The organism is Arthrobacter sp. BG5 (genome assembly GCF_056680155.1).
In genome coordinates, this window is the sequence record NZ_CM155268.1 from 2,623,127 (window position 1) to 2,640,767 (window position 17,641).

Here is a 17,641-nt window from a genome sequence, read left to right on the forward strand (position 1 = left end):
GCTACGCCGTCGGCGGCACCGCGGGCAGCCGGACGGCGAACTCCGTCCGGCCCGGCCGGGACGTGACCTCGACGGTTCCCCCGTGCGCCGCCACGATCGACTGCACAATGGACAAGCCGAGGCCGCTGGTTCCCTCGGACGCCGCCGTCGCCACCGCCGTCGTGCCCGCCGTCGCGCCCCCAGGACGGGGCGACGGGCGGGAGGCCGATCCGGCCGCCGGGTTGGTGCGTGCGGCGTCGGCCCGGGCAAAGCGGGAGAAGACGCGGCCGAGGAATTCGGGGGCGATGCCGGTGCCGTTATCCGTCACGGTGACCACGGCGCTGCCGTCCGCCGACCGCGTGACGCCCGTGACCACCTTCGTCCCCGGCTCCGTGTGCTTGCGGGCGTTGGAGAGGAGGTTGGCGATGACCTGGTGAAGCTGGGCCGCGTCGCCGCGCACCAGCACGGGCTCGCCCGGGAGTTCCAGCTGCCAGATGCGGTCCGGGGCCATGACTTTTTCGTCGCTCACCGTCTCGACGGCCAGTTGGGTGAGGTCGACCTCGGTGAGCTTGAGCGGCTGCCCCTCGTCCAGGCGCGCGAGCAGCAGCAGATCCTCTACCAGGGTGGTCATCCGCTCGGACTGGCTTTGGACCCGGGCCAGGGACTTTTCCCCGTCGGGCGTGAAGTGTTCGGTCATCCGCATCAGCTCCGTATAGCCGCGGATGGCGGTGAGCGGTGTGCGGAGCTCGTGCGAGGCGTCGGCCACGAACTGCCGCACCTTCATCTCGCTCTCCTGCCGCGCTTCAAGGGCGCTGGAAACGTTCTCCAGCATCTGGTTCAGCGCGTAACCCACGCTGCCCACCTCGGTTCCCGGATGGGCGGCCGACGCCGGCACCCGCACCCCCAGCGCCACCTCGCCGGCGTCCAGCGGCAGGCGGGAGACCTTGGTGGCCACCTCGGAGAGCTGTTCCAGCGGCTTCATGGTGCGGCGGATGACGGCGGTGCCGGCGAGGCCGATCAGGACCAGGCCGCCCGCGGACACCACCCCCAGGGTCCACACGAGCGAGGCCAGCGTGTTTTGTTTTTCCGCCAGCGGGAGTCCGGTGACAATTATGTCGCCGTAGGGGGCCCGTACCGCGGTCAGCCGGTAGTCGCCGGCCGAAAGGCTGCGGTTCACGGGCGCACCGTCCGGGGTGAGCGCCAGGAGGACGGCGTTGTCCGCCGAGGAGAGGCTCTCGCGGGTGGCGTCTCCGGCGAGGAAACCGGCGCTTGCCACGGTGCCGTTCAGCACGCGTGCGTTGAGCGTGCCGATGCCCTGCCCCCGGGCCTCGAGGGGGTCCGGGCGGCCGCCCGGGTTGTCGGATTCCGGCCGGCCGAACTCGCTGGAACGGTGCGCGGCTCCCGCGAGCTGCCTATCGAGCTGCTGGGTGAGGAAGACGTCCATCGAGGCGTAGCTGAACACCCCCACCGCCCCGCAGATGGCCACGAGCAGTCCCATGGCGACGAGGACCAGCCGGGTGCGCAGGTGCCACGTGGACGGGTTGCGCCAGTCGTGCCCGGGTACGGGGGTCACGCCGGAAAGTGTGGGCACGGATCAGTCCGCCGGTTTCAGCACGTAGCCGGCGCCGCGCACGGTGTGGATCATCGGTGCGTGCTTGGCGTCGATCTTCTTACGGAGGTACGAGATATAGAGCTCCACGATGTTCGCTTGGCCGCCGAAGTCGTAGTCCCAGACCCGGTCCAGGATCTGGGCCTTGCTGATGACCCGTCTGGGGTTTTCCATGAGGTAGCGCAGCAGTTCGAACTGTGTGGCGGTCAGATGCAGTTCCTCGCCGGCCCGTGTGACGTCCCGGGTGTCGACATTGAGCACCAGGTCACCCACCACGAGTTCGGCGGTGTCCATGGCGGCGACCCCGGAGCGCTGCACCAGGCGGTGTAGGCGAAGCAGGACCTCTTCCATGCTGAAAGGCTTGGTGACGTAGTCATCGCCGCCGGCAGCCAGGCCGGTGATGCGGTCCTGGACGGCGTCCTTCGCGGTGAGGAACAGCGCCGGAACTTCCGGCGCGAACGCGCGGATGCGGCTGAGCAGTTCGACGCCGTCGAACCCGGGGAGCATCACGTCCAGGACCAGCACGTCGGGGCGGAAATCCTTGGCGAGTTTGACCGCGGCCGGGCCGTCGGCCGCCACGGCGACGGACCAGCCGGCCATCCGGAGCCCCATGCTCATAAGCTCGGACAGGCTGGGCTCGTCGTCCACCACCAGGGCGCGGATGGGGGACCCGTCCGGGTGCGTCAGCTGGGGGAGGTTGTTGGTCATGGAGTGCGAAGTGGCCATGGGACGACTCTCCGATCTGCCGTTGAGGCGCGGCTTTGGGAACCCTGTGCGGCACCTGTGAATCCCAGACTACCGAGCTGGATGCTGCCCGGGGAGCGCCGGGACCGATTCGCCGCGGCTCCCGCCCGCAGCCCCCTCCCGCAGGTCTTGCACGGTGGCGCAGGGGCCCGGGGAAGGTCACAGCCAGGGCCACCCCTGGGTAGGCTGCGCCGTCGGGGGCGGCCCCGCGGATCTCCGGGGAGAAGCCGTGCACCCTCAAACGGGGGCTCGCCGTCGCGGGCGCGGACCCGGCGGTCCTGACGACTTCGCCGCCGGCGGCGTGGGCGGAATGGCCAGCGGGCTGTCCTCCGCGGTGCATGCCGAATACGTCGTCCTGAACGGAAGCGAGTACACCACCATGGCCGAGCAGTTGGGGACCGTTAGCGAGGTGAGTTCGTCCTCGGTCACTGTCAAGAGCAGCGACGGATTCACGCGCAGCTACGCCCTGGGCAGCGATGTGGTGGTCAGCAGCGGGCAACAGCGACGTCAGCAGGCCGGCGGGACCGGCGCCGGCACCCAGCTCAGCGTGGCGGACATCGTCGCCGGCGGGACCGTGCGGGTGGTCGCCGCCAAGGCCGGGAGCGGCTACACGGCGTCGTCCGTCCAGGTTGTGGCGGCCACCGCCACCGGCGAGTCCAACTGACGGCCGCCGCGTACGCGGCTGACGGTCCCCGTGGCCCGGCAGCGTGACCACTTCGTGGACCAGCAGCGGCGCCGGAGTCAGCGCGGGGGAGATTCCGTTAGCGGTCCTTACAGTGAACACTTTCCCGCCAAAGCGGGATGAAGACGAATAATATTCGGAGATTGCCGCTTTTGGTTCGTCTGCTCGGCTCAACCGATCAGTTTTCTGCCGCCCGCCAGAATTGTGATTTGCGCTACAATCACGCTTTTCGTCTCACGATGCGGACTTTCACGTCCATTGTTACTTGCTAGTTCTTATTGTTACGTTGCACACTTCAATTGTGAACAAGAACTCAACAGCACCTGCAGCCGCAGCTTCCTGGATCAGCGCACCAGCTGGTACTGAGATGCCCTGTTGTCGAATGCACGCCTAACTTCTACACCCCAGAACGTTTCTAGGCATTCGCCCCCAGCCCAGCGTCGGGCGCCCCTCCCCAGTTCTCATTGCGGGGAATCAGCATTCGAGCCGCGATGACGGCCATTCACATTGAGGTAAGCATTCCATGTCAGTTGCATCCGGATACGTCCACATCTCCGTCCGTAACGCCAATAAGGCCGGCCAGACCGGCCTCCGCCAGGGCTTCGGCGGCCGCCCGAGCTTCGGCCCCGCCGGTTCCGGCAACAGCTTCCCCGCCCCCGGTTACGCGGCGCAGGGCTACAACCCCAACTCCTACGGCCAGCTTCGCGCCGTCCCCGCCGCGGAATCGGCTCCGTCCACCGCGCCGACGCCGGTGATCGCACCCAACAACGGCAGCGCGGTCCGCCCCGTGCCCAACGACAACGTGGCCCGCGGCTTCGTGCTTTACATGGGCATCGATGAGGAAACCGCAGCCGCCGCCGGGACCTCCATTGCCAAGCTGGCCCAGGAAATCCGCGCCTACGCCCAGTCCCTGGTGTCCGGCGCCGAAAGCTACGCCGCCGTCGCCGTCGCCCCGGCCTCCGCGCCGGGTTCCGCTCTCGACGTCGTCCGGTCCACCTTCGGCGACCCGACCGCCGGTGCCCGCCAGCGCGCCGAGAACGCACGCCTGCAGCAGCCGCAGGACCCGCGCCCGTCCGGCGTGCTGATCGACCTCGCCCGCCGCGAAGTGGCGCTCGACGGCGAATCGCTGAACCTCACGTTCAAGGAATTCGAGCTCCTCAACTACCTCGTGGAGAACGGCACCCGCACCGTGGGCCGCGACGAGCTCCTCGAGGGCCTGTGGCGCAACGCCGAAGAGGTGCCCAACGAGCGCACCATCGACGTGCACATCCGCCGGCTGCGCTCCAAGCTGGGCCGGCTCGCCAACACCGTGCGTACCGTCCGCGGCCAGGGTTACCGGTTCTACGAGCACCCCGAAGTCGTAGTTTGGGCCGCTCCGGAATACTCCATCTAGCTCTGGCTTCTCGCAAGGCGTCCGTCCCTCTCGTGGGACGGGCGCTTTCGCTTTCGCGGCACGATCCCTCGGCGCCTGCGCTCGCGCCGCCGTCCCCTAACCTCGCAGCGCTCGGTCAGGGATCCGACGGCGGCGCTCACGCAACAACGGCGCTTTCGGGATGTGCCGCTGCGCTTCAGCGCTCGCAGTCGACGGAAAGCTGCTAGGCGAAGCCGCCGCCGGTGCCTCCACGGCTTTGGACTCTGTTGTGATTCCTGCCGTCGGCGTAGTCTCGGACCCGTCGATCCGACTATTGGGAGGAAACATGTCTGTTGCACGTATTACTACCCTGAGCTCCAACTCCAAGACATCGTTTGATGCCGCGATCAAGGAAGGCGTCGACCGGGCCAACAAGACGTTGCGGAACGTCACCGGCGCCTGGGTCAAGGAGCAGAAGGTCGAAATCAGCGACGGCGCCGTCGTGGCCTGGCATGTGGTGCTGGAAGTGACGTTCGTCCTGGACGACTGAGGGGCGTCAGCCGTGGAGCGCGCTCGTGGCGAAGCTGGCCCGCACTAGGATTGAGCCATGAGCGCGCATCACATCAAACGGCTGGTGCTCATGCGGCACGCCAAGGCGGACTGGCCCGGCGGCGTCGCCGACCACGAACGGCCGCTCGAAGAGCGCGGGCACCGGGAGGCGCCGCTGGCCGGGAAATGGCTCCTCAAGCACGGTGTGGTCCCCGACTTCATCCTTTGCTCCAGTGCCCTGCGGACCCGGCAGACCTGCACCTGGGTGTGCAGTGCGCTGGGGGACAAGGCCCCGACGCCGAAACTCGAGGAAGGCCTCTACGGCGCCTCGGCGCTGCGCATGCTGGCGGTCATCAACCACGTCCCGGACACCGTCACGACGCTGATGGTGATCTCCCACATGCCCGGCGTGCAGGACCTCGCCATGCATCTGGCCTCCCGGGACTCCAACCATGACGCCTACATGGACGCGGCCACCCGCTATCCCACCAGCGGCCTGACGGTCTTCGAGACGGAGAAGTCCTGGGCCGAGCTCGACGGCCAGGACGCGCGGCTGACCCACTTCAAGGTCCCCCGGGCGAAGTAGCAGCCCGCGTGCCGGACCGGTCAATGGTCAGCCCACTGATTGTGTTGTTTACTGATGCTGTTATTGCTTTTACTGATGGTGTTTTCTTAGCGACCGAGGGAAAAGGTGGATCACCGTGGATTCAGGACAGCTTGTATGGATCATCGTCGGCATCGTGGTGGTACTCGCGATCGTCGCTGTCGTAATCAATCTCAGCCGCAAACGTAAGACGGTCGCGGACCGGAACCGCGCCGCAGAAATGCGCGAAAAGGCCGAAGCCGACCAGCTGGCCGCGCGGGAGCACGAGGCGAAGGCTGCCCGGGCGGATGCGGACGCCAAGGCAGCCGAAGTGGAAGCCGAACGCCTCCGCCGTCAGGCCCTTGGCACGCAGCAGGAGGCCGAAACCGTCCGTGCCGGCGCACAGGACCAGCTCCGCAAGGCCGATGAGGTCGATCCCGACGTCGTGACGAGCAAGCACGATGACGACCGTACCCAGGACGCCACGCACGACTCCCACCCCCACGATGCCCAGCCGCAGGAGGAACTCCGCCGGGACCGCGGCGACCGTACCCGCCCGGCAGACACGGCTGGCGCCGGTGACACCGCCGGGATCCGCGAGGACACGCCGGCGGAGCGCCGCGACAGCGACGGCCCGCACGGTGAACGGCCGCGCAATCTCTGAGGCCCTGACGCGGCAGCGGCCGGCGCGGTGACCTCTCGTCATTCCGGGCTGGCCCTGCTCGTCGCCGTCCTGTGGGGCGTCAACTTCGTCGCCATTGACCTTGGCCTGCACCCCGAGGGGGCGCAGATGCCCCCGCTGCTGTTCGTGGCCATGCGCTTTACCCTCGTGGTGTTCCCCTGCATCTTCTTCATCCGCAAACCCGACGTCAGCTGGAAGGCGATCACCGGCGTCGGGCTCCTGATGAGCGCGGGCCAGTTCGGCCTGCTCTACCTGGCCATGGCGCTCGGCATGCCCGCCGGCCTGGCCTCGCTGGTGCTGCAGGCCCAGGTCCTGCTGACCGTGCTGCTTGCGGCCGGGATCCTCGCCGAGCGGCCCACCCGCCGCCAGCTCGCCGGCGTCGTGCTTGGGCTTGCCGGGCTCGCCGTCGTGGCCGTGGGCCGCAGCCTCGTGGCCCCTGTCCTGCCACTGATCATTGTGCTGGCCGCCGCGCTGTCCTGGGCCGGGGGCAACATTGTGGCGCGGAAGGCGAAGGCCGCGTCCGGTCTGGGGCTCGTGGTGTGGTCCGGCGCCGTCGTGCCGCTGCCGCTTGCCGGACTCTCACTGCTGGTGGACGGGCCGGCCGCCGTCTCGGAGGCGCTGCTGGGGCTGCAGCCGGTGACGATGCTCAGCGCGCTCTACACCGCCGTTTTCGGTTCCCTCATCGGCTACGGCATCTGGAACCGCCTGCTGGGTCTGTATCCGTCCTCCGCCGTTGTTCCTTTCACGCTGCTGGTCCCGGTGGTGGGAATGACGACGGCGTGGCTGGTCCTGTCCGAGGTGCCCTCGGCGGCGGAAGTAGCCGGCGGACTGCTGCTCCTGGCCGGGGTTGCGACCGCGGTGCTGCGGGGACCGGGCCCGCGAAACGGCGGGGGCCGGGGCGGTCAGCGCCGGGTTGGGGATTTGGCGGCGGGGCGGGCAGGCGCCTTGGCCGCCGGTTTGACGGCCGGTTTGAGCGGCGCCGCGGCGGCCGGCTTGGACGACGGCGACGCCGGGCGCTTTGCGGCGGGTGCGGGCGTCCGCGCAGCCGGGGTCCGTGCTGCCGACGACCGCGGCGTGGCGGACCGTGCTGCCGGGGAACGCGGTGCCGACGAGTGCGGTGCTGCCCCGCGTGCCGCGGAAGTTGCTGTCCCGCGGGCAACGGGCCTGCGGGGTGCCGTCCCACTGGACGCTGAAGCCGGGCGCCGGGACGCGTAACCGGGCCGCGGTGCGGGGCGGCGGCCGGGTACGACGGTGCCGGCGAGCAGCAGGAGCAGCGTCACCGCTCCCGCGGCAGCCGCGAGGTAGAAGTACAGGTCCGGATGCTCGGTGTCCACGTTGGTGGACAACGCGTTAGGGTCCGGGTTGAAGGCCAGCCCCCACTGCCGCAGGAACGCGATGCCGAAGGCGATGAAGAGGATGCTGCCGATCCCGCTCGCGAGCAGAGTCTTGTACCGCCGCCGGACCAGCACCTCGGCCACGCAGGCGATGTAGGCGACGGCGGCCGCGGCCAGGAACCACAGTCCCACCGTTTCGTGCAGGGTGGCGCCGGTGAGTACCAGCAGGGCCACGGCGGCGACGGACGCTCCTATGGCAGTCTTTCCGCTGTTACCCATGTGGCGCATGTGAACAATCATCCCCGAGTGCGGCTACTTCACAACGTAGCCACGCATGATCGCCATGATTGCGGCGACACTTTGCGCCCGGGTGCGCTCCGGGTGGTAGGTCTGGCGGTCGAGCCCCACCACGAAGCAGGCGCCGAAAATCGCCGTCTCCAGGCTGCCGCGCGATAGGGCGGGGTCCACCGGGTACCTGGCGGCCACGGCCTCGATCGCGGCGCCGATCACCCCCAGCAGCCGGCCGCGGAGTTCGGCGAAGGTGTCCTGCCACTCGCTGGGGGTCCGCCAGTTCTCGCTGACCCACAGCCGGGCGAAGGACGGGTATTCGGCCATGAAGTCCATGGCCTGGCCGATCATCTCGTCCATGGCTTCCAGCGGGTCCTCCGAGCCGTCATTGACACTGAGCAGCCGCGCCATCAGGATGTCCACCCCGTGCCGCAGCAGCTGCGCGATCAGATCCGATTTGCTGCCGAAGTTGTAATACACCGTGCCCTTGGAAACCCCGGCGGCTGCGGCGATCTCGTCCACCGTTACGCCGGCGGCCCCGCGCTCGCCGATCAGCTCCATCGACGCCTCGAACAACTTCTGCTTGGTGGCGTTGGTGCGCCCCGGCCGCAGCTTTTTGCCGCCCTCGGCGTCGGGCGCCGCGGCCTCGCGGGGCTGGGTGCTCATACGGCGATCTCCGGCTTCAGGGTCTTCAGGGTCCAGAACTTGTGCTTCCGGACGGCGACGGCGGACATCGCCAGTCCCAGCAAAGTGTAGCCAACCAGGCCCAGCATGGTGGGCAGGATGCTGGCCAGCTCGGCGCCGTAGATCAGGTGGCGCATGCCGTTGACCACGTAGCCCATCGGCAGCAGCTGGTGCACCACGTGCAGCGGCTGCGGGGTGGTCTGCCAGGGGAACGTGCCGCCGGAGGAGACCAGCTGCAGGACCAGCAGGATCAGCACCACCAGCTTGCCGGGCGAGCCGAGCAGTGCCACCACACCCTGGATGATCGCGCTGAAGGCCATGGCTGCGGCGAGCATCAGGACCCACATGAGCACGGGATGGGCGGGGTCAAGGCCCAGCCCCACGTCCACCACCAGGGTCAGCAGACTGGCCTGGACGGCGGACACCGCCAGGAACGGCAGCCAGCCGCCGACGGCGATCTTCCACGACGGCGCGTTGGACGCCAGGGCGCGCTGGGTGACCGGCCGCATCGCCTGGGCCAGCATAAAGATGCCGATCCACAGGGCCAGGGTGAGGAAGAACGGTGCCAGCCCGGCCCCGTAGGAGCCCGCCTTGGCCTGCGAGACGTTGCTGACGGCGACGGGGTCCGCCATAACCTTGGCGAGGCTGTCCTTCTGCGCGCCGTCCGGGTTCGGAACCTTGCCGGCGCCCTTGGCCAGCTCACCCGCGAGGGTCCCGGCGCCATCGGACGCCTTGGCCGAGCCGCTCTCAAGCCGCGCGGCGCCGTCGTCGAGCTGCTGGGCGCCCTGGGCGAGTTTTTCCGTGCCGGCCAGGGCGTTCTGCTCTCCGGCGGCGAGGTCCGCGGTGCCGCCGGCCAGTTGGTCCGCCCCGGTGGAGGCCTTCCCGACGGCGTCGCTCAGGGCCGGGGCAGCGCCGGCCAGCTGCGCGGCACCTGCGCTGACGGCGGCGGAGCCGTCCGCGAGCTGCTGCACCTGGGCCGCCGCGCCTTGGACGGCGGCTCCCGCTCCGGAAGGCGCGGGCGCCGCGGTGGCATCGTAGTCGGCGAGGATGGCGTCTGCCTGGGCCTCGCTAATAACGCCGGCCGCGACCAGGCGGTCGTTGGAGGCCACGACCCGGCTGCGCTGTGCCTGCGCAGCGGCCTGTTCCGCGGATGCGAGCTGGCCCGCCATGCCCTGCAGCTTGGTGTTGAGCGCGGCGTTTCCGGCGGCCACCTGGGCGGCACCGTCGGCCAGCCGCTGCGAATCCGCCGGCAGTGCGGCGGTCTTTTCCTGGAGCTGGCCCAGGCCGGCGGCGAGCTGCCCGGCCCCGGCGTTCAGGGTGTTTGCGCCGTCGAGGAGTTTCCGCTGCCCGGCCACGAGTTCGCCGGTGCCGTTCCTGAGCGACGACGTACCTTGGTGCAGGCTGGCCGCGCCGTCGTGCAGCGAGGCCACCCCGCCCGCGAGGTGCCGGGCACCGTCGGACGCCTTCAGCATCTGGGAGTGGATGGTGCCGAAGCCGGTGAGGAGCTGGTTGGCGGTCTCCTCGCCCACCTCCTTCGCCACGGTGGTGTGGACGGCGGTGGTGAGCTTGTCCACGATCGTGCCGAGCAGGTAGTTGTTGGCGTCGTTGGTGGTGACGTTCAGCATCGCCTGGTTGGCGGCGTCGAAGCTTCCCGGCGAGGCTAGGTTGGCGGAGAAATCCCGGGGGATCTTCAGTGCGAACGCGTACTGGCCGCTGCTGACGCCCTGGTCCGCGGCCTCCGCGCTGGAGACGGTCTGCCAGTTGAAGACGTGTCCGTCGACGAGGCTGTCGGCGACCTTCCGGCCGGCCTCCAGCCGGGACCCGTCGGCGGACGTGGCGCCGGTGTCCTCCACCACGAGGGCCGCGTCGATCTGGTCCAGCTTGCCGTAGGGATCCCAGTTGGCGTACAGGTACACGGCCCCGTAGAGCAGCGGCACCAGGGTCAGGGCCACGATGGTCAGCTTCGGCAGCAGGCCGCCGGTCATGCGCTTCAGTTCGGAACGGGCCAGCCGCAGCACGGTCATCGGGCGTCCTCGCTTTCGGGGTGGAGAGGGGCGTCGGCCGGTTCCGGCGCAGGGGCGGCGTTGCCGATCTCCGCGACTGGACCGGTCCAGCCGGGCGGGAGGCTGCCGACGGTGGCGACGACGGCGAGCGGCCGGCCGGCGTTGTACGCCAGCTGCTGAAGCCGCGGCAGCCAGTCGGCCGGATCGCCGCTGTGGCGGTCCGGGGAGTCGACCACCAGCAGGTCGGTGTGCGGATTGGCCAGGGCCAGCGCAGTCAGCAGCTCGAGGCGGCGGTCCGCGGGCAGCTCCTCGGCCCAGCGCCCGGCGATGTCCTCGAAGCGGTTGACCTTGAGCCAGGGCGTGCTGAGCAGCGCGCCGCGGTAGCGGCGGGGGATCAGGGCGAGGTCCTCGGTGACCAGGTCGCGGACGCTCAGGTGCTGCTCCGGCTCGTTCACCCCGGGGGCGTCCACGACGGCGCTCGCCTGCCGCAGCTGCTTGATCCGGGTGCCGCCGTCCCATTCGAGGGTGCCGTCGGTCGGCTTCATCCGGCCGCTCAGCGTCAGCGCCAGGGCGGTGCGCTGGTCCTGGCGCTTGCCGGTGACGAGCAGGAGTTCACCCCGGGCCGCCTGCAGCGAGGTGGGCGGGAGCAGGGAGTCCCGCCGGCCCTTCACGTGGAGCTGTTCAACGCAGAGCAAGGTAAGCCTTTCGCAGAGATGATCTGCCTCAAGGCTAACTAAACTGACCGGTCAGTTCAAATAAGTGTGAGCGAACGGACACTTGGGGCGCACGCTTAGAGGCCGTAGTCCTCCAGCAGCCGCAGCCACACCTCGCTGATGGTGGGGTAGGACGGGACGGCGTGCCAGAGCCGGTCCAGCGGGACTTCCCCAACGACGGCGATCGTCGCCGCATGCAGCAGCTCTGCCACATCCGGTCCGGCGAAGGTCGCCCCCAGAAGCACCTTGCGGTCCTCGTCCACCACCAGCTGGGCCCAGCCCTTGTAGTGCTCGGAATGCAGCGAGGAGCCGGCCACCTGGATGGGAAGCTGGACTGACTTGGCCCGGTAGCCGTCCTTCTGGGCCTGCTCCAGGCTGCGGCCCACACTCGCCAGCTCCGGATCGGTGAAGACCACATTGGGGACGGCGTGCTCGTCGGCCGTGTGGGCATACGGGCTCCACGGGCCCGGCTCCCCGGTGAGCGTCCCCTTCGCTCGGGCGGCAATCGCGTCGCCGGTGGCGCGCGCCTCGTATTTGCCCTGGTGGGTCAGCAGCACCTTGCCCGCAGCGTCCCCCACGGCATAGAGCCAGGGGGTGGCGTCATTGTCGTCGGCTCCCACAACCAGCCCGCTGGCGTCCGTCGCGAGCCGCAGGGGCTTCCCGTCGTCGGCGGACAGGCCGGCGTTCTCCAGGCCAAGTCCTTCCAGTGCGGGGTGCCTGCCGGTGGCGACCAGGAGCTTGTCCACCGTGACGCTGCCGCCGCCGTCCAGGGCCAGCGTCAGCGAACCGTCGTCGTTCTCGTGGACGCTTCGGGTGCCGGTGCGGAGCTGGAGTTCAACGCCGTCGGCGCGCAGACCCGCCTGGACCAGCTCGGACGCCGGGGCCGGAAACGCGCCCAGCAGGCCGCCGCGGGCCACCACCGTCACGGCGGACCCGAGCCGGGCAAAGGCCTGGGCGAGTTCGGTGCCGGCCACGCCGCCGCCGAGCACACCGAGCCGCGGCGGGATCTCCCGGGCGGACGTGGCCTCCCGGGTGGTCCAGTAGTCGACGTCGTCAAGGCCCTCGATCGGCGGGATGCTGGGGCGCGATCCGGTGGCCAGTACGACAGCGTGGCGTGCCACCAGCGCGTAGTTGTTGCCGTCCAGCCCCGCCACCTCCGCCCGGCGCGGGCCCGTGATCCAGCCGTGGCCGCGGATCAGGTCAATTCCGGTGTCTTCGACCCATTTGACCTGGCTGTCGTCCTGCCAGTTGGAGGTGAAGTAGTCCCGTCGTTTCAGCACGGCTTCGGCGTCGAGCACCCGGGTGACTGCCTGCTCGGCGCCGGGCACGGTCTGGGCGGCATGGAGCGCGGTGCCGGGCCGGAGCAGGGCTTTTGAGGGCATGCAGGCCCAGTACGAACACTCGCCGCCCACCAGCTCCGCCTCGACCAGGACGGCCGTCAATCCGCCCCGGACCACACGCTCGGCCACGTTCTCGCCCACCGCGCCCGCCCCGATCACGATGACATCGAATTCACGCTCAAAATGTGCCGTCATGGCACCAGCCTAACCCCGCCGGGAACCGCTTTGACGGCATCCTGTGCAGGAGGTGGGACGTCCGCTACCCTGAGGATCATCTTGGGGAGGAGCCGGTTGTGTGTGCAGACAGGTTGAATGCAGGCAGCACCGGGCCGCGCAGCCGGTTCGGCGCGCAGGCCCGGCTGCGCGCCCTGCAGGATGACATCATCGAACTGATCCTCGAGCGCGAGCTGGAGCCCGGCGATCCTCTGCCCACCGAAATCGAGCTGGCCGGCGTGCTGGGCATCGGCCGGAACACGCTGCGGGAGGCGCTGAAAGTACTCCAGGCCGTGGGCGTGATCGAGATCCGGCACGGCTTCGGCATGTTCGTGGCCGTGAGCAACTTCGACGCCCTTACCGACGGGCTGGCCTTCCGGGCGCGGATGTCGCTGCGGCACCGCGGGCAGGAGGCGCTGGAGTTGGTCGACGCGCGGCGGCTGCTTGAATCCGGGCTGATCGGCGCGTCCATGGCGCTGATGACGGCGGACCGGCTGGGGGAACTCGAGGCCACGGTGCTGAGGATGGAGACCCTCGCCGGGGCCGGGGAACACTTTGTCGAGGCCGACGCCGACTTCCACCGCATACTGTTCGAGCAGCTGGGCAATGGGCTGCTGCTGGGCCTGGTGGATGCGGTCCGGACCGTCTACCGCCGGATCCAGCTGGAACTCGGCGGCGGGGGCACCGTCGACCCTGCCGCGGGGGCTGCGCTGCATCGGGGCATCTACGAAGCCGTGGCCGCGGGCGACGCGGTTCTCGCCGCGGAACGGCTGGGCAGCCACTTTGACGCGATGCGCCGCCAGGTCGCGGCCGCCGTGGAGGAGTAGGGTGCCGGGCCGCTGCCCGGGTTTCCGCTACGGTTCAGGACCGGCGCGGCCCGGATCCGGCCTGCCCTGGTCCGAAACCGCCGCGGTTTTCCGGATCGGGCCGGAAAACAAAAAATCCGCACCGGCGGACCGGTGCGGATCTTTTCTCTGTGCGCCCAAAGGGATTCGAACCCCTGACCTTCTGTTCCGTAGACAGACGCTCTATCCAGCTGAGCTATGGGCGCATTCTCGGCTCTTCGGGAACTTCTCGCTCCCCCGAACCTCGAATTACTTTACGCGAGATGGGCCCGTAGTTCCAAATCGAGGACCCTGTAATCTGCCCGACTAGACCGGTCTACGTGACCTTAGTCACAAAAACGGACCGGCACTTCGAGATCAAACCCTGAATTTCCGCGGTTTTTGGATCACGGCTGCATCGTCAACCCGTCTTCGGCCCTGAAACTGACGCCTCTGCGAGACCTAGCATTTAGGACACACCACTGAACCCGAGGAAGGGAACCGTAATGGGCGATCTGGCGCGACTGCCGCTGCTTGAGAAAGCACCCACCACACATGCCGGGCTGCTGGCATGGGTTGAAGAGGTTGCTGAACTGACCCAGCCGGACCGGATCCACTGGGTTGATGGTTCGGAAGAGGAGAACACCCGGCTCACGGACGAGCTCGTGGCCGCCGGCACCCTGACCCGGTTGAACGAGAAGCTGTTCCCCAATTCCTTCGCAGCGTTCTCCGACCCCGCCGACGTCGCCCGCGTCGAAGAACAGACGTTCATCTGCTCCGAGAACGAACGCGATGCCGGCTTCACCAACAACTGGATGGCTCCGGCAGAGATGAAGGAGAAGCTGCGCGGCCTGTTCAGCGGCTCCATGCGCGGCCGCACCATGTACGTCATCCCCTTCGTCATGGGCCACCTCGACGCCGAGGACCCGAAGTTCGGCGTGGAGATCACGGACAGCGCCTACGTTGTCGCCTCGATGCGCATCATGGCCACGATCGGCACCGAGGTCCTGGACAAGATCACCGCCACCAGCGCGTTCTTCGTCCCGGCGCTGCACTCCCTGGGCGCGCCGCTGGCCCCCGGCCAGGCCGACGTCGCCTGGCCCTGCAACCCGGACAAGTGGATCGTGCACTTCCCTGAAGAGCGCTCCATCTGGTCCTTCGGCTCCGGCTACGGCGGCAACGCCTTGCTGGGCAAGAAGTGCTACGCCCTGCGCATCGCCTCGGTCATGGCCCGGGACGAAGGCTGGCTCGCGGAGCACATGCTCATCCTTAAGCTGACCTCCCCGGAGAAGAAGAACTACTACATCTCCGCGGCCTTCCCGTCGGCCTGCGGCAAGACCAACCTCGCCCTGCTCGATCCGACCATCGAAGGCTGGGACGTCGAAACCCTGGGTGACGACATCACCTGGATGCGGATCGGCAAGGAAGGTGAGCTGCGCGCCACGAACCCGGAAGCGGGCCTGTTCGGCGTCGCCCCCGGCACCGGCTGGGGCACCAACCCCAACGCCATGCGCGCCATCGCCAAGGGCCACAGCATCTTCACGAACGTCGCCCTCACGGACGACGGCGGCGTGTGGTGGGAAGGCATGACCGACGAGGTTCCGGCGCACCTGACCGACTGGCAGGGCAACGACTGGACCCCGGCGTCGGACCAGCCCGCCGCGCACCCCAACTCCCGCTTCTGCACCCCGATCTCACAGGTCGACATGCTGGCCCAGGAGTACTACAGCCCCGAGGGCGTGGAAATCTCCGCGATCCTCTTCGGCGGCCGGCGCAAGACCACGGTTCCGCTGGTGACCCAGGCCCGTAACTGGACCAACGGCATTTTCATGGGTTCCACGCTTTCCTCGGAGACCACGGCTGCCGCCGCCGGACAGGTCGGGGTGCTCCGCCGCGACCCGATGGCCATGTTGCCGTTCATCGGCTACGACGCCGGCGACTACCTGAAGCACTGGATCAGCGTCTCCGGCAAGGCCAACCCGGAGCGGCTGCCGCACATCTTCCTGGTCAACTGGTTCCGCCGCACGGCCGATGGCGACTTCGCCTGGCCCGGCTTCGGCGACAACGCCCGTGTCCTCAAGTGGGCCATCGAGCGCATCGAGGGCAAGGCGGACGCCGTCGAAACGCCCATTGGATTCGTTCCGACCGGCCACTCGCTGGACCTGACCGGCCTGGACCTGACCCACGCCCACGTGGAAGACGCCGTGCGTGTTGACCGCGAGGAATGGGACGCCGAGCTGGCCTCCATCGAGGAGTGGTACGCCAAGTTCGGCGACTCGCTCCCGGACGCGCTGCGCTCGGAGCTCGATTCCCTCAAGGAACGGATGGCGGCGCACTAGCAGGCGGTTGATCCACTGACGGCGGCCCCGCACCTTGCCTAAGGTGCGGGGCCGCCGTCGTATCCGCATGGCGGAAGTCAGCGGCTGCCGGGCCTTAGGCCCCTAGCCCGCCGACGGGAGGGGCCCATAGGCTCATCGCATTCATCAGCCGGGCCGGGCCGCTGGCTGTCGGGGATGCGGGGAACATTCCGGGCGCACGGTGACGTGCCCTCCGCCTGCCGCGGCAGGCGAGACCCCAGGAGCACATCATGCTTGTCACTGACGATATCCAGGCCCTGTCCGCAGCTGTCAGCGGCCCGGTCGCTTTGCCGGACAGCCCCGAATACGCGGCCGAGACGTTCGCGTTCAACGCCGCCACCGTCCACCGGCCCGACGTCGTGCTGGGCGCCAGCACCGCCCAGGATGTCGCCGCCGGGGTCAAATGGGCGGCAGAACGCGCGCTCCCGGTGGCGGTCCAGGCCACCGGGCACGGCGCCGACTCGGTGGTTGAGGGCGGCCTGCTGATCAACACCAGACGGCTGCAGGGGCTGCACATCGATCCGGTGGAACGCACCGCGAGGGTGGGCGCCGGGGTGAAGTGGCGCAGCGTCCTGGAAGCGAGTGTTCCGCTCGGGCTGGTCGGACTGCACGGCTCCAGCACCGACGTCGGCGTCGTGGGGTACACGGTGGGCGGCGGTCTTCCGGTGCTGGGCCGCGCCCACGGCTTTGCGGCGGACCATGTCCGCAGCATGGAGGTGGTCACGGCGGACGGTGCGCTGCGCCGGATCGACGCCGAGGCCGAAGCCGAGCTGTTCGCGTTGATGCTCGGCGGCAAGGGCAACTTCGCGATCGTTACCGAACTTGAGTTCAGCCTCTTTCCGCTGGGCGAGTTCTACGGCGGCGGCATCATCTATCCCGGCGCCGATGCGGCCCTCATCCTGGCTGCCTTCCGGGAGTGGCTGCCCACGCTGCCGGATCACGCCTCGCCCTCGATCTCGCTGTTGCGGCTTCCGGATATGGAGTTCGTCCCCGGGCCGTTGCGGGGCCAGTTTGTGGTGCACCTCCGCTTCGCCCTGATGGGGAACCGGGACTCCGGCGACGCGCTGCTCGCCCCGATGCGCGCCGTCTCGACCCCGTTGATGGACACGGCCGGGCCCATGAGCTACCTCGACGTGGACCAGATCCACATGGACCCGGCGGATCCGCTCCCTTTCACGGCCGGCGGGGCGATGCTGAAAGACCTCGGCGACGAGACCCTGGCCGAGCTGCTGAAACACACCGGCGAAGGCTCGGACTGTCCGCTGCTGCTGGTCGAGGTCCGGCCGCTGGGAGGAGCCCTGGCCCGCGCCGGGGCGCTCCCGAATGCCGTGTCCGGACGGGACGCGGCGTTCCTGCTCTTCCTCGTCGGGTTCAAGATGCCGCCGGTCGCCGAGGCCGTCTCCGCAGCCATCCGCACGGTCCTCGCCGCGATGGCCCCGCACTCCACCGGGTTTACCCTGGTCAACTTCCACGGCGAACCCGGCGATGAGGCTGACCGGGCCAGGGCCTGGTCGCCCGCCGTCTACGAACGGATGAGGGCCGCGAAATCCAGCTACGACCCCGGCAACCTCCTGCGGTTCGGCCACGCGATCACCGCCGTGCCGTCGTGACGTGAGGCGACGCCGCCCGGACCGGGGAGCCTGGTCAGGTAACCACGACGGCGGCCCGCACCTTTGTTGCGAAAGGTGCGGGCCGCCGTCCCGATC

Annotated in this window: 14 protein-coding genes, 1 tRNA gene and 1 pseudogene; 9 read left to right on the forward strand and 7 right to left on the reverse strand. The window is 69.1% G+C overall.

The window, feature by feature from the left end; translation table 11 throughout:
- Position 1 precedes the first annotated feature (1 nt).
- Complete coding sequence (locus AC1MBE_RS12190) at positions 2-1,552, reverse strand: HAMP domain-containing sensor histidine kinase (RefSeq protein ID WP_479778587.1); 1,551 nt, start codon at positions 1,550-1,552, stop codon at positions 2-4.
- A gap of 21 nt (positions 1,553-1,573) precedes the next feature.
- Positions 1,574-2,314, reverse strand: coding sequence for a response regulator transcription factor (locus AC1MBE_RS12195; RefSeq protein WP_479778589.1), 741 nt, complete (start codon positions 2,312-2,314; stop codon positions 1,574-1,576).
- A gap of 247 nt (positions 2,315-2,561) precedes the next feature.
- Here AC1MBE_RS12195 and AC1MBE_RS12200 point away from each other — a divergent pair, with 247 nt between their 5' ends.
- From AC1MBE_RS12200 to AC1MBE_RS12225, 6 genes and pseudogenes are all read left to right on the forward strand, one after another.
- On the forward strand, positions 2,562-2,996 hold the full coding sequence (locus tag AC1MBE_RS12200) for a hypothetical protein (RefSeq protein ID WP_479778591.1): 435 nt from the start codon (positions 2,562-2,564) through the stop codon (positions 2,994-2,996).
- Positions 2,997-3,537: 541 nt separating this feature from the next.
- Positions 3,538-4,407, forward strand: coding sequence for a winged helix-turn-helix domain-containing protein (locus tag AC1MBE_RS12205; protein ID WP_479778592.1), 870 nt, complete (start codon positions 3,538-3,540; stop codon positions 4,405-4,407).
- Between the two features lie 304 nt (positions 4,408-4,711).
- On the forward strand, positions 4,712-4,915 hold the full coding sequence (locus AC1MBE_RS12210) for a dodecin family protein (protein ID WP_146335814.1): 204 nt from the start codon (positions 4,712-4,714) through the stop codon (positions 4,913-4,915).
- Positions 4,916-4,972: 57 nt separating this feature from the next.
- The gene (locus tag AC1MBE_RS12215; RefSeq protein WP_479778594.1) at positions 4,973-5,500 is read left to right on the forward strand and encodes a SixA phosphatase family protein; all 528 of its coding nucleotides are present in this window, start codon (positions 4,973-4,975) and stop codon (positions 5,498-5,500) included.
- 115 nt (positions 5,501-5,615) lie between these two features.
- Entirely contained in the window at positions 5,616-6,161 is a 546-nt protein-coding gene (locus AC1MBE_RS12220; RefSeq protein WP_479778596.1) for a hypothetical protein, read from the forward strand.
- Between the two features lie 27 nt (positions 6,162-6,188).
- Positions 6,189-7,250, forward strand: a pseudogene (locus AC1MBE_RS12225) (EamA family transporter); the annotation flags it as partial.
- Positions 7,251-7,825: 575 nt separating this feature from the next.
- Here the strand turns inward: AC1MBE_RS12225 and AC1MBE_RS12230 are convergent.
- The 4 genes from AC1MBE_RS12230 to AC1MBE_RS12245 all read right to left on the reverse strand — a co-directional run bounded on the left by AC1MBE_RS12230 (position 7,826) and on the right by AC1MBE_RS12245 (position 12,736).
- Positions 7,826-8,467 carry a TetR/AcrR family transcriptional regulator gene (locus AC1MBE_RS12230; RefSeq protein WP_479778598.1) on the reverse strand — a complete coding sequence of 214 codons (642 nt, stop codon included), beginning with the start codon at positions 8,465-8,467 and terminating at the stop codon, positions 7,826-7,828.
- Positions 8,464-10,509: a YhgE/Pip family protein gene (locus tag AC1MBE_RS12235; protein ID WP_479778600.1), complete on the reverse strand. Its 2,046-nt coding sequence runs from the start codon at positions 10,507-10,509 to the stop codon at positions 8,464-8,466. Before AC1MBE_RS12235 ends, AC1MBE_RS12230 begins: the two co-directional genes overlap by 4 nt.
- The gene (locus AC1MBE_RS12240) at positions 10,506-11,183 is read right to left on the reverse strand and encodes an ABC transporter ATP-binding protein (protein ID WP_479778602.1); all 678 of its coding nucleotides are present in this window, start codon (positions 11,181-11,183) and stop codon (positions 10,506-10,508) included. The genes AC1MBE_RS12235 and AC1MBE_RS12240 overlap by 4 nt, the downstream gene beginning before the upstream one ends.
- A gap of 95 nt (positions 11,184-11,278) precedes the next feature.
- Positions 11,279-12,736: a dihydrolipoyl dehydrogenase family protein gene (locus tag AC1MBE_RS12245; protein WP_479778604.1), complete on the reverse strand. Its 1,458-nt coding sequence runs from the start codon at positions 12,734-12,736 to the stop codon at positions 11,279-11,281.
- A 113-nt stretch (positions 12,737-12,849) separates the two neighbouring features.
- Between AC1MBE_RS12245 and AC1MBE_RS12250 the strand changes: the two genes are divergently transcribed.
- Positions 12,850-13,581, forward strand: a complete 732-nt coding sequence (locus tag AC1MBE_RS12250) for a FadR/GntR family transcriptional regulator (RefSeq protein WP_479782591.1) — start codon at positions 12,850-12,852, stop codon at positions 13,579-13,581.
- Positions 13,582-13,731: 150 nt separating this feature from the next.
- Here AC1MBE_RS12250 and AC1MBE_RS12255 read toward each other — a convergent pair.
- Positions 13,732-13,805: transfer RNA gene (locus AC1MBE_RS12255), tRNA-Arg, on the reverse strand.
- A 279-nt stretch (positions 13,806-14,084) separates the two neighbouring features.
- On the opposite strand from AC1MBE_RS12255, the gene AC1MBE_RS12260 reads away from it, so the two are divergent.
- Positions 14,085-15,917 (forward strand): phosphoenolpyruvate carboxykinase (GTP), encoded by a 1,833-nt coding sequence (locus AC1MBE_RS12260; RefSeq protein WP_479778606.1) that lies wholly within the window; start codon positions 14,085-14,087, stop codon positions 15,915-15,917.
- 248 nt (positions 15,918-16,165) lie between these two features.
- Positions 16,166-17,545, forward strand: a complete 1,380-nt coding sequence (locus AC1MBE_RS12265) for an FAD-binding oxidoreductase (RefSeq protein WP_479778608.1) — start codon at positions 16,166-16,168, stop codon at positions 17,543-17,545.
- Positions 17,546-17,641: the final 96 nt, after the last annotated feature.

Coding starts and splice junctions, on each gene's coding strand:
- AC1MBE_RS12230 (WP_479778598.1), bottom strand. CDS start 8,467: ATGAGCACCCAGCCCCGCGAGGCCGCGGCGCCCGACGCCGAGGGCGGC.
- AC1MBE_RS12265 (WP_479778608.1), top strand. CDS start 16,166: ATGCTTGTCACTGACGATATCCAGGCCCTGTCCGCAGCTGTCAGCGGC.
- AC1MBE_RS12210 (WP_146335814.1), top strand. CDS start 4,712: ATGTCTGTTGCACGTATTACTACCCTGAGCTCCAACTCCAAGACATCG.
- AC1MBE_RS12215 (WP_479778594.1), top strand. CDS start 4,973: ATGAGCGCGCATCACATCAAACGGCTGGTGCTCATGCGGCACGCCAAG.
- AC1MBE_RS12195 (WP_479778589.1), bottom strand. CDS start 2,314: ATGGCCACTTCGCACTCCATGACCAACAACCTCCCCCAGCTGACGCAC.
- AC1MBE_RS12205 (WP_479778592.1), top strand. CDS start 3,538: ATGTCAGTTGCATCCGGATACGTCCACATCTCCGTCCGTAACGCCAAT.
- AC1MBE_RS12260 (WP_479778606.1), top strand. CDS start 14,085: ATGGGCGATCTGGCGCGACTGCCGCTGCTTGAGAAAGCACCCACCACA.
- AC1MBE_RS12245 (WP_479778604.1), bottom strand. CDS start 12,736: ATGACGGCACATTTTGAGCGTGAATTCGATGTCATCGTGATCGGGGCG.
- AC1MBE_RS12235 (WP_479778600.1), bottom strand. CDS start 10,509: ATGACCGTGCTGCGGCTGGCCCGTTCCGAACTGAAGCGCATGACCGGC.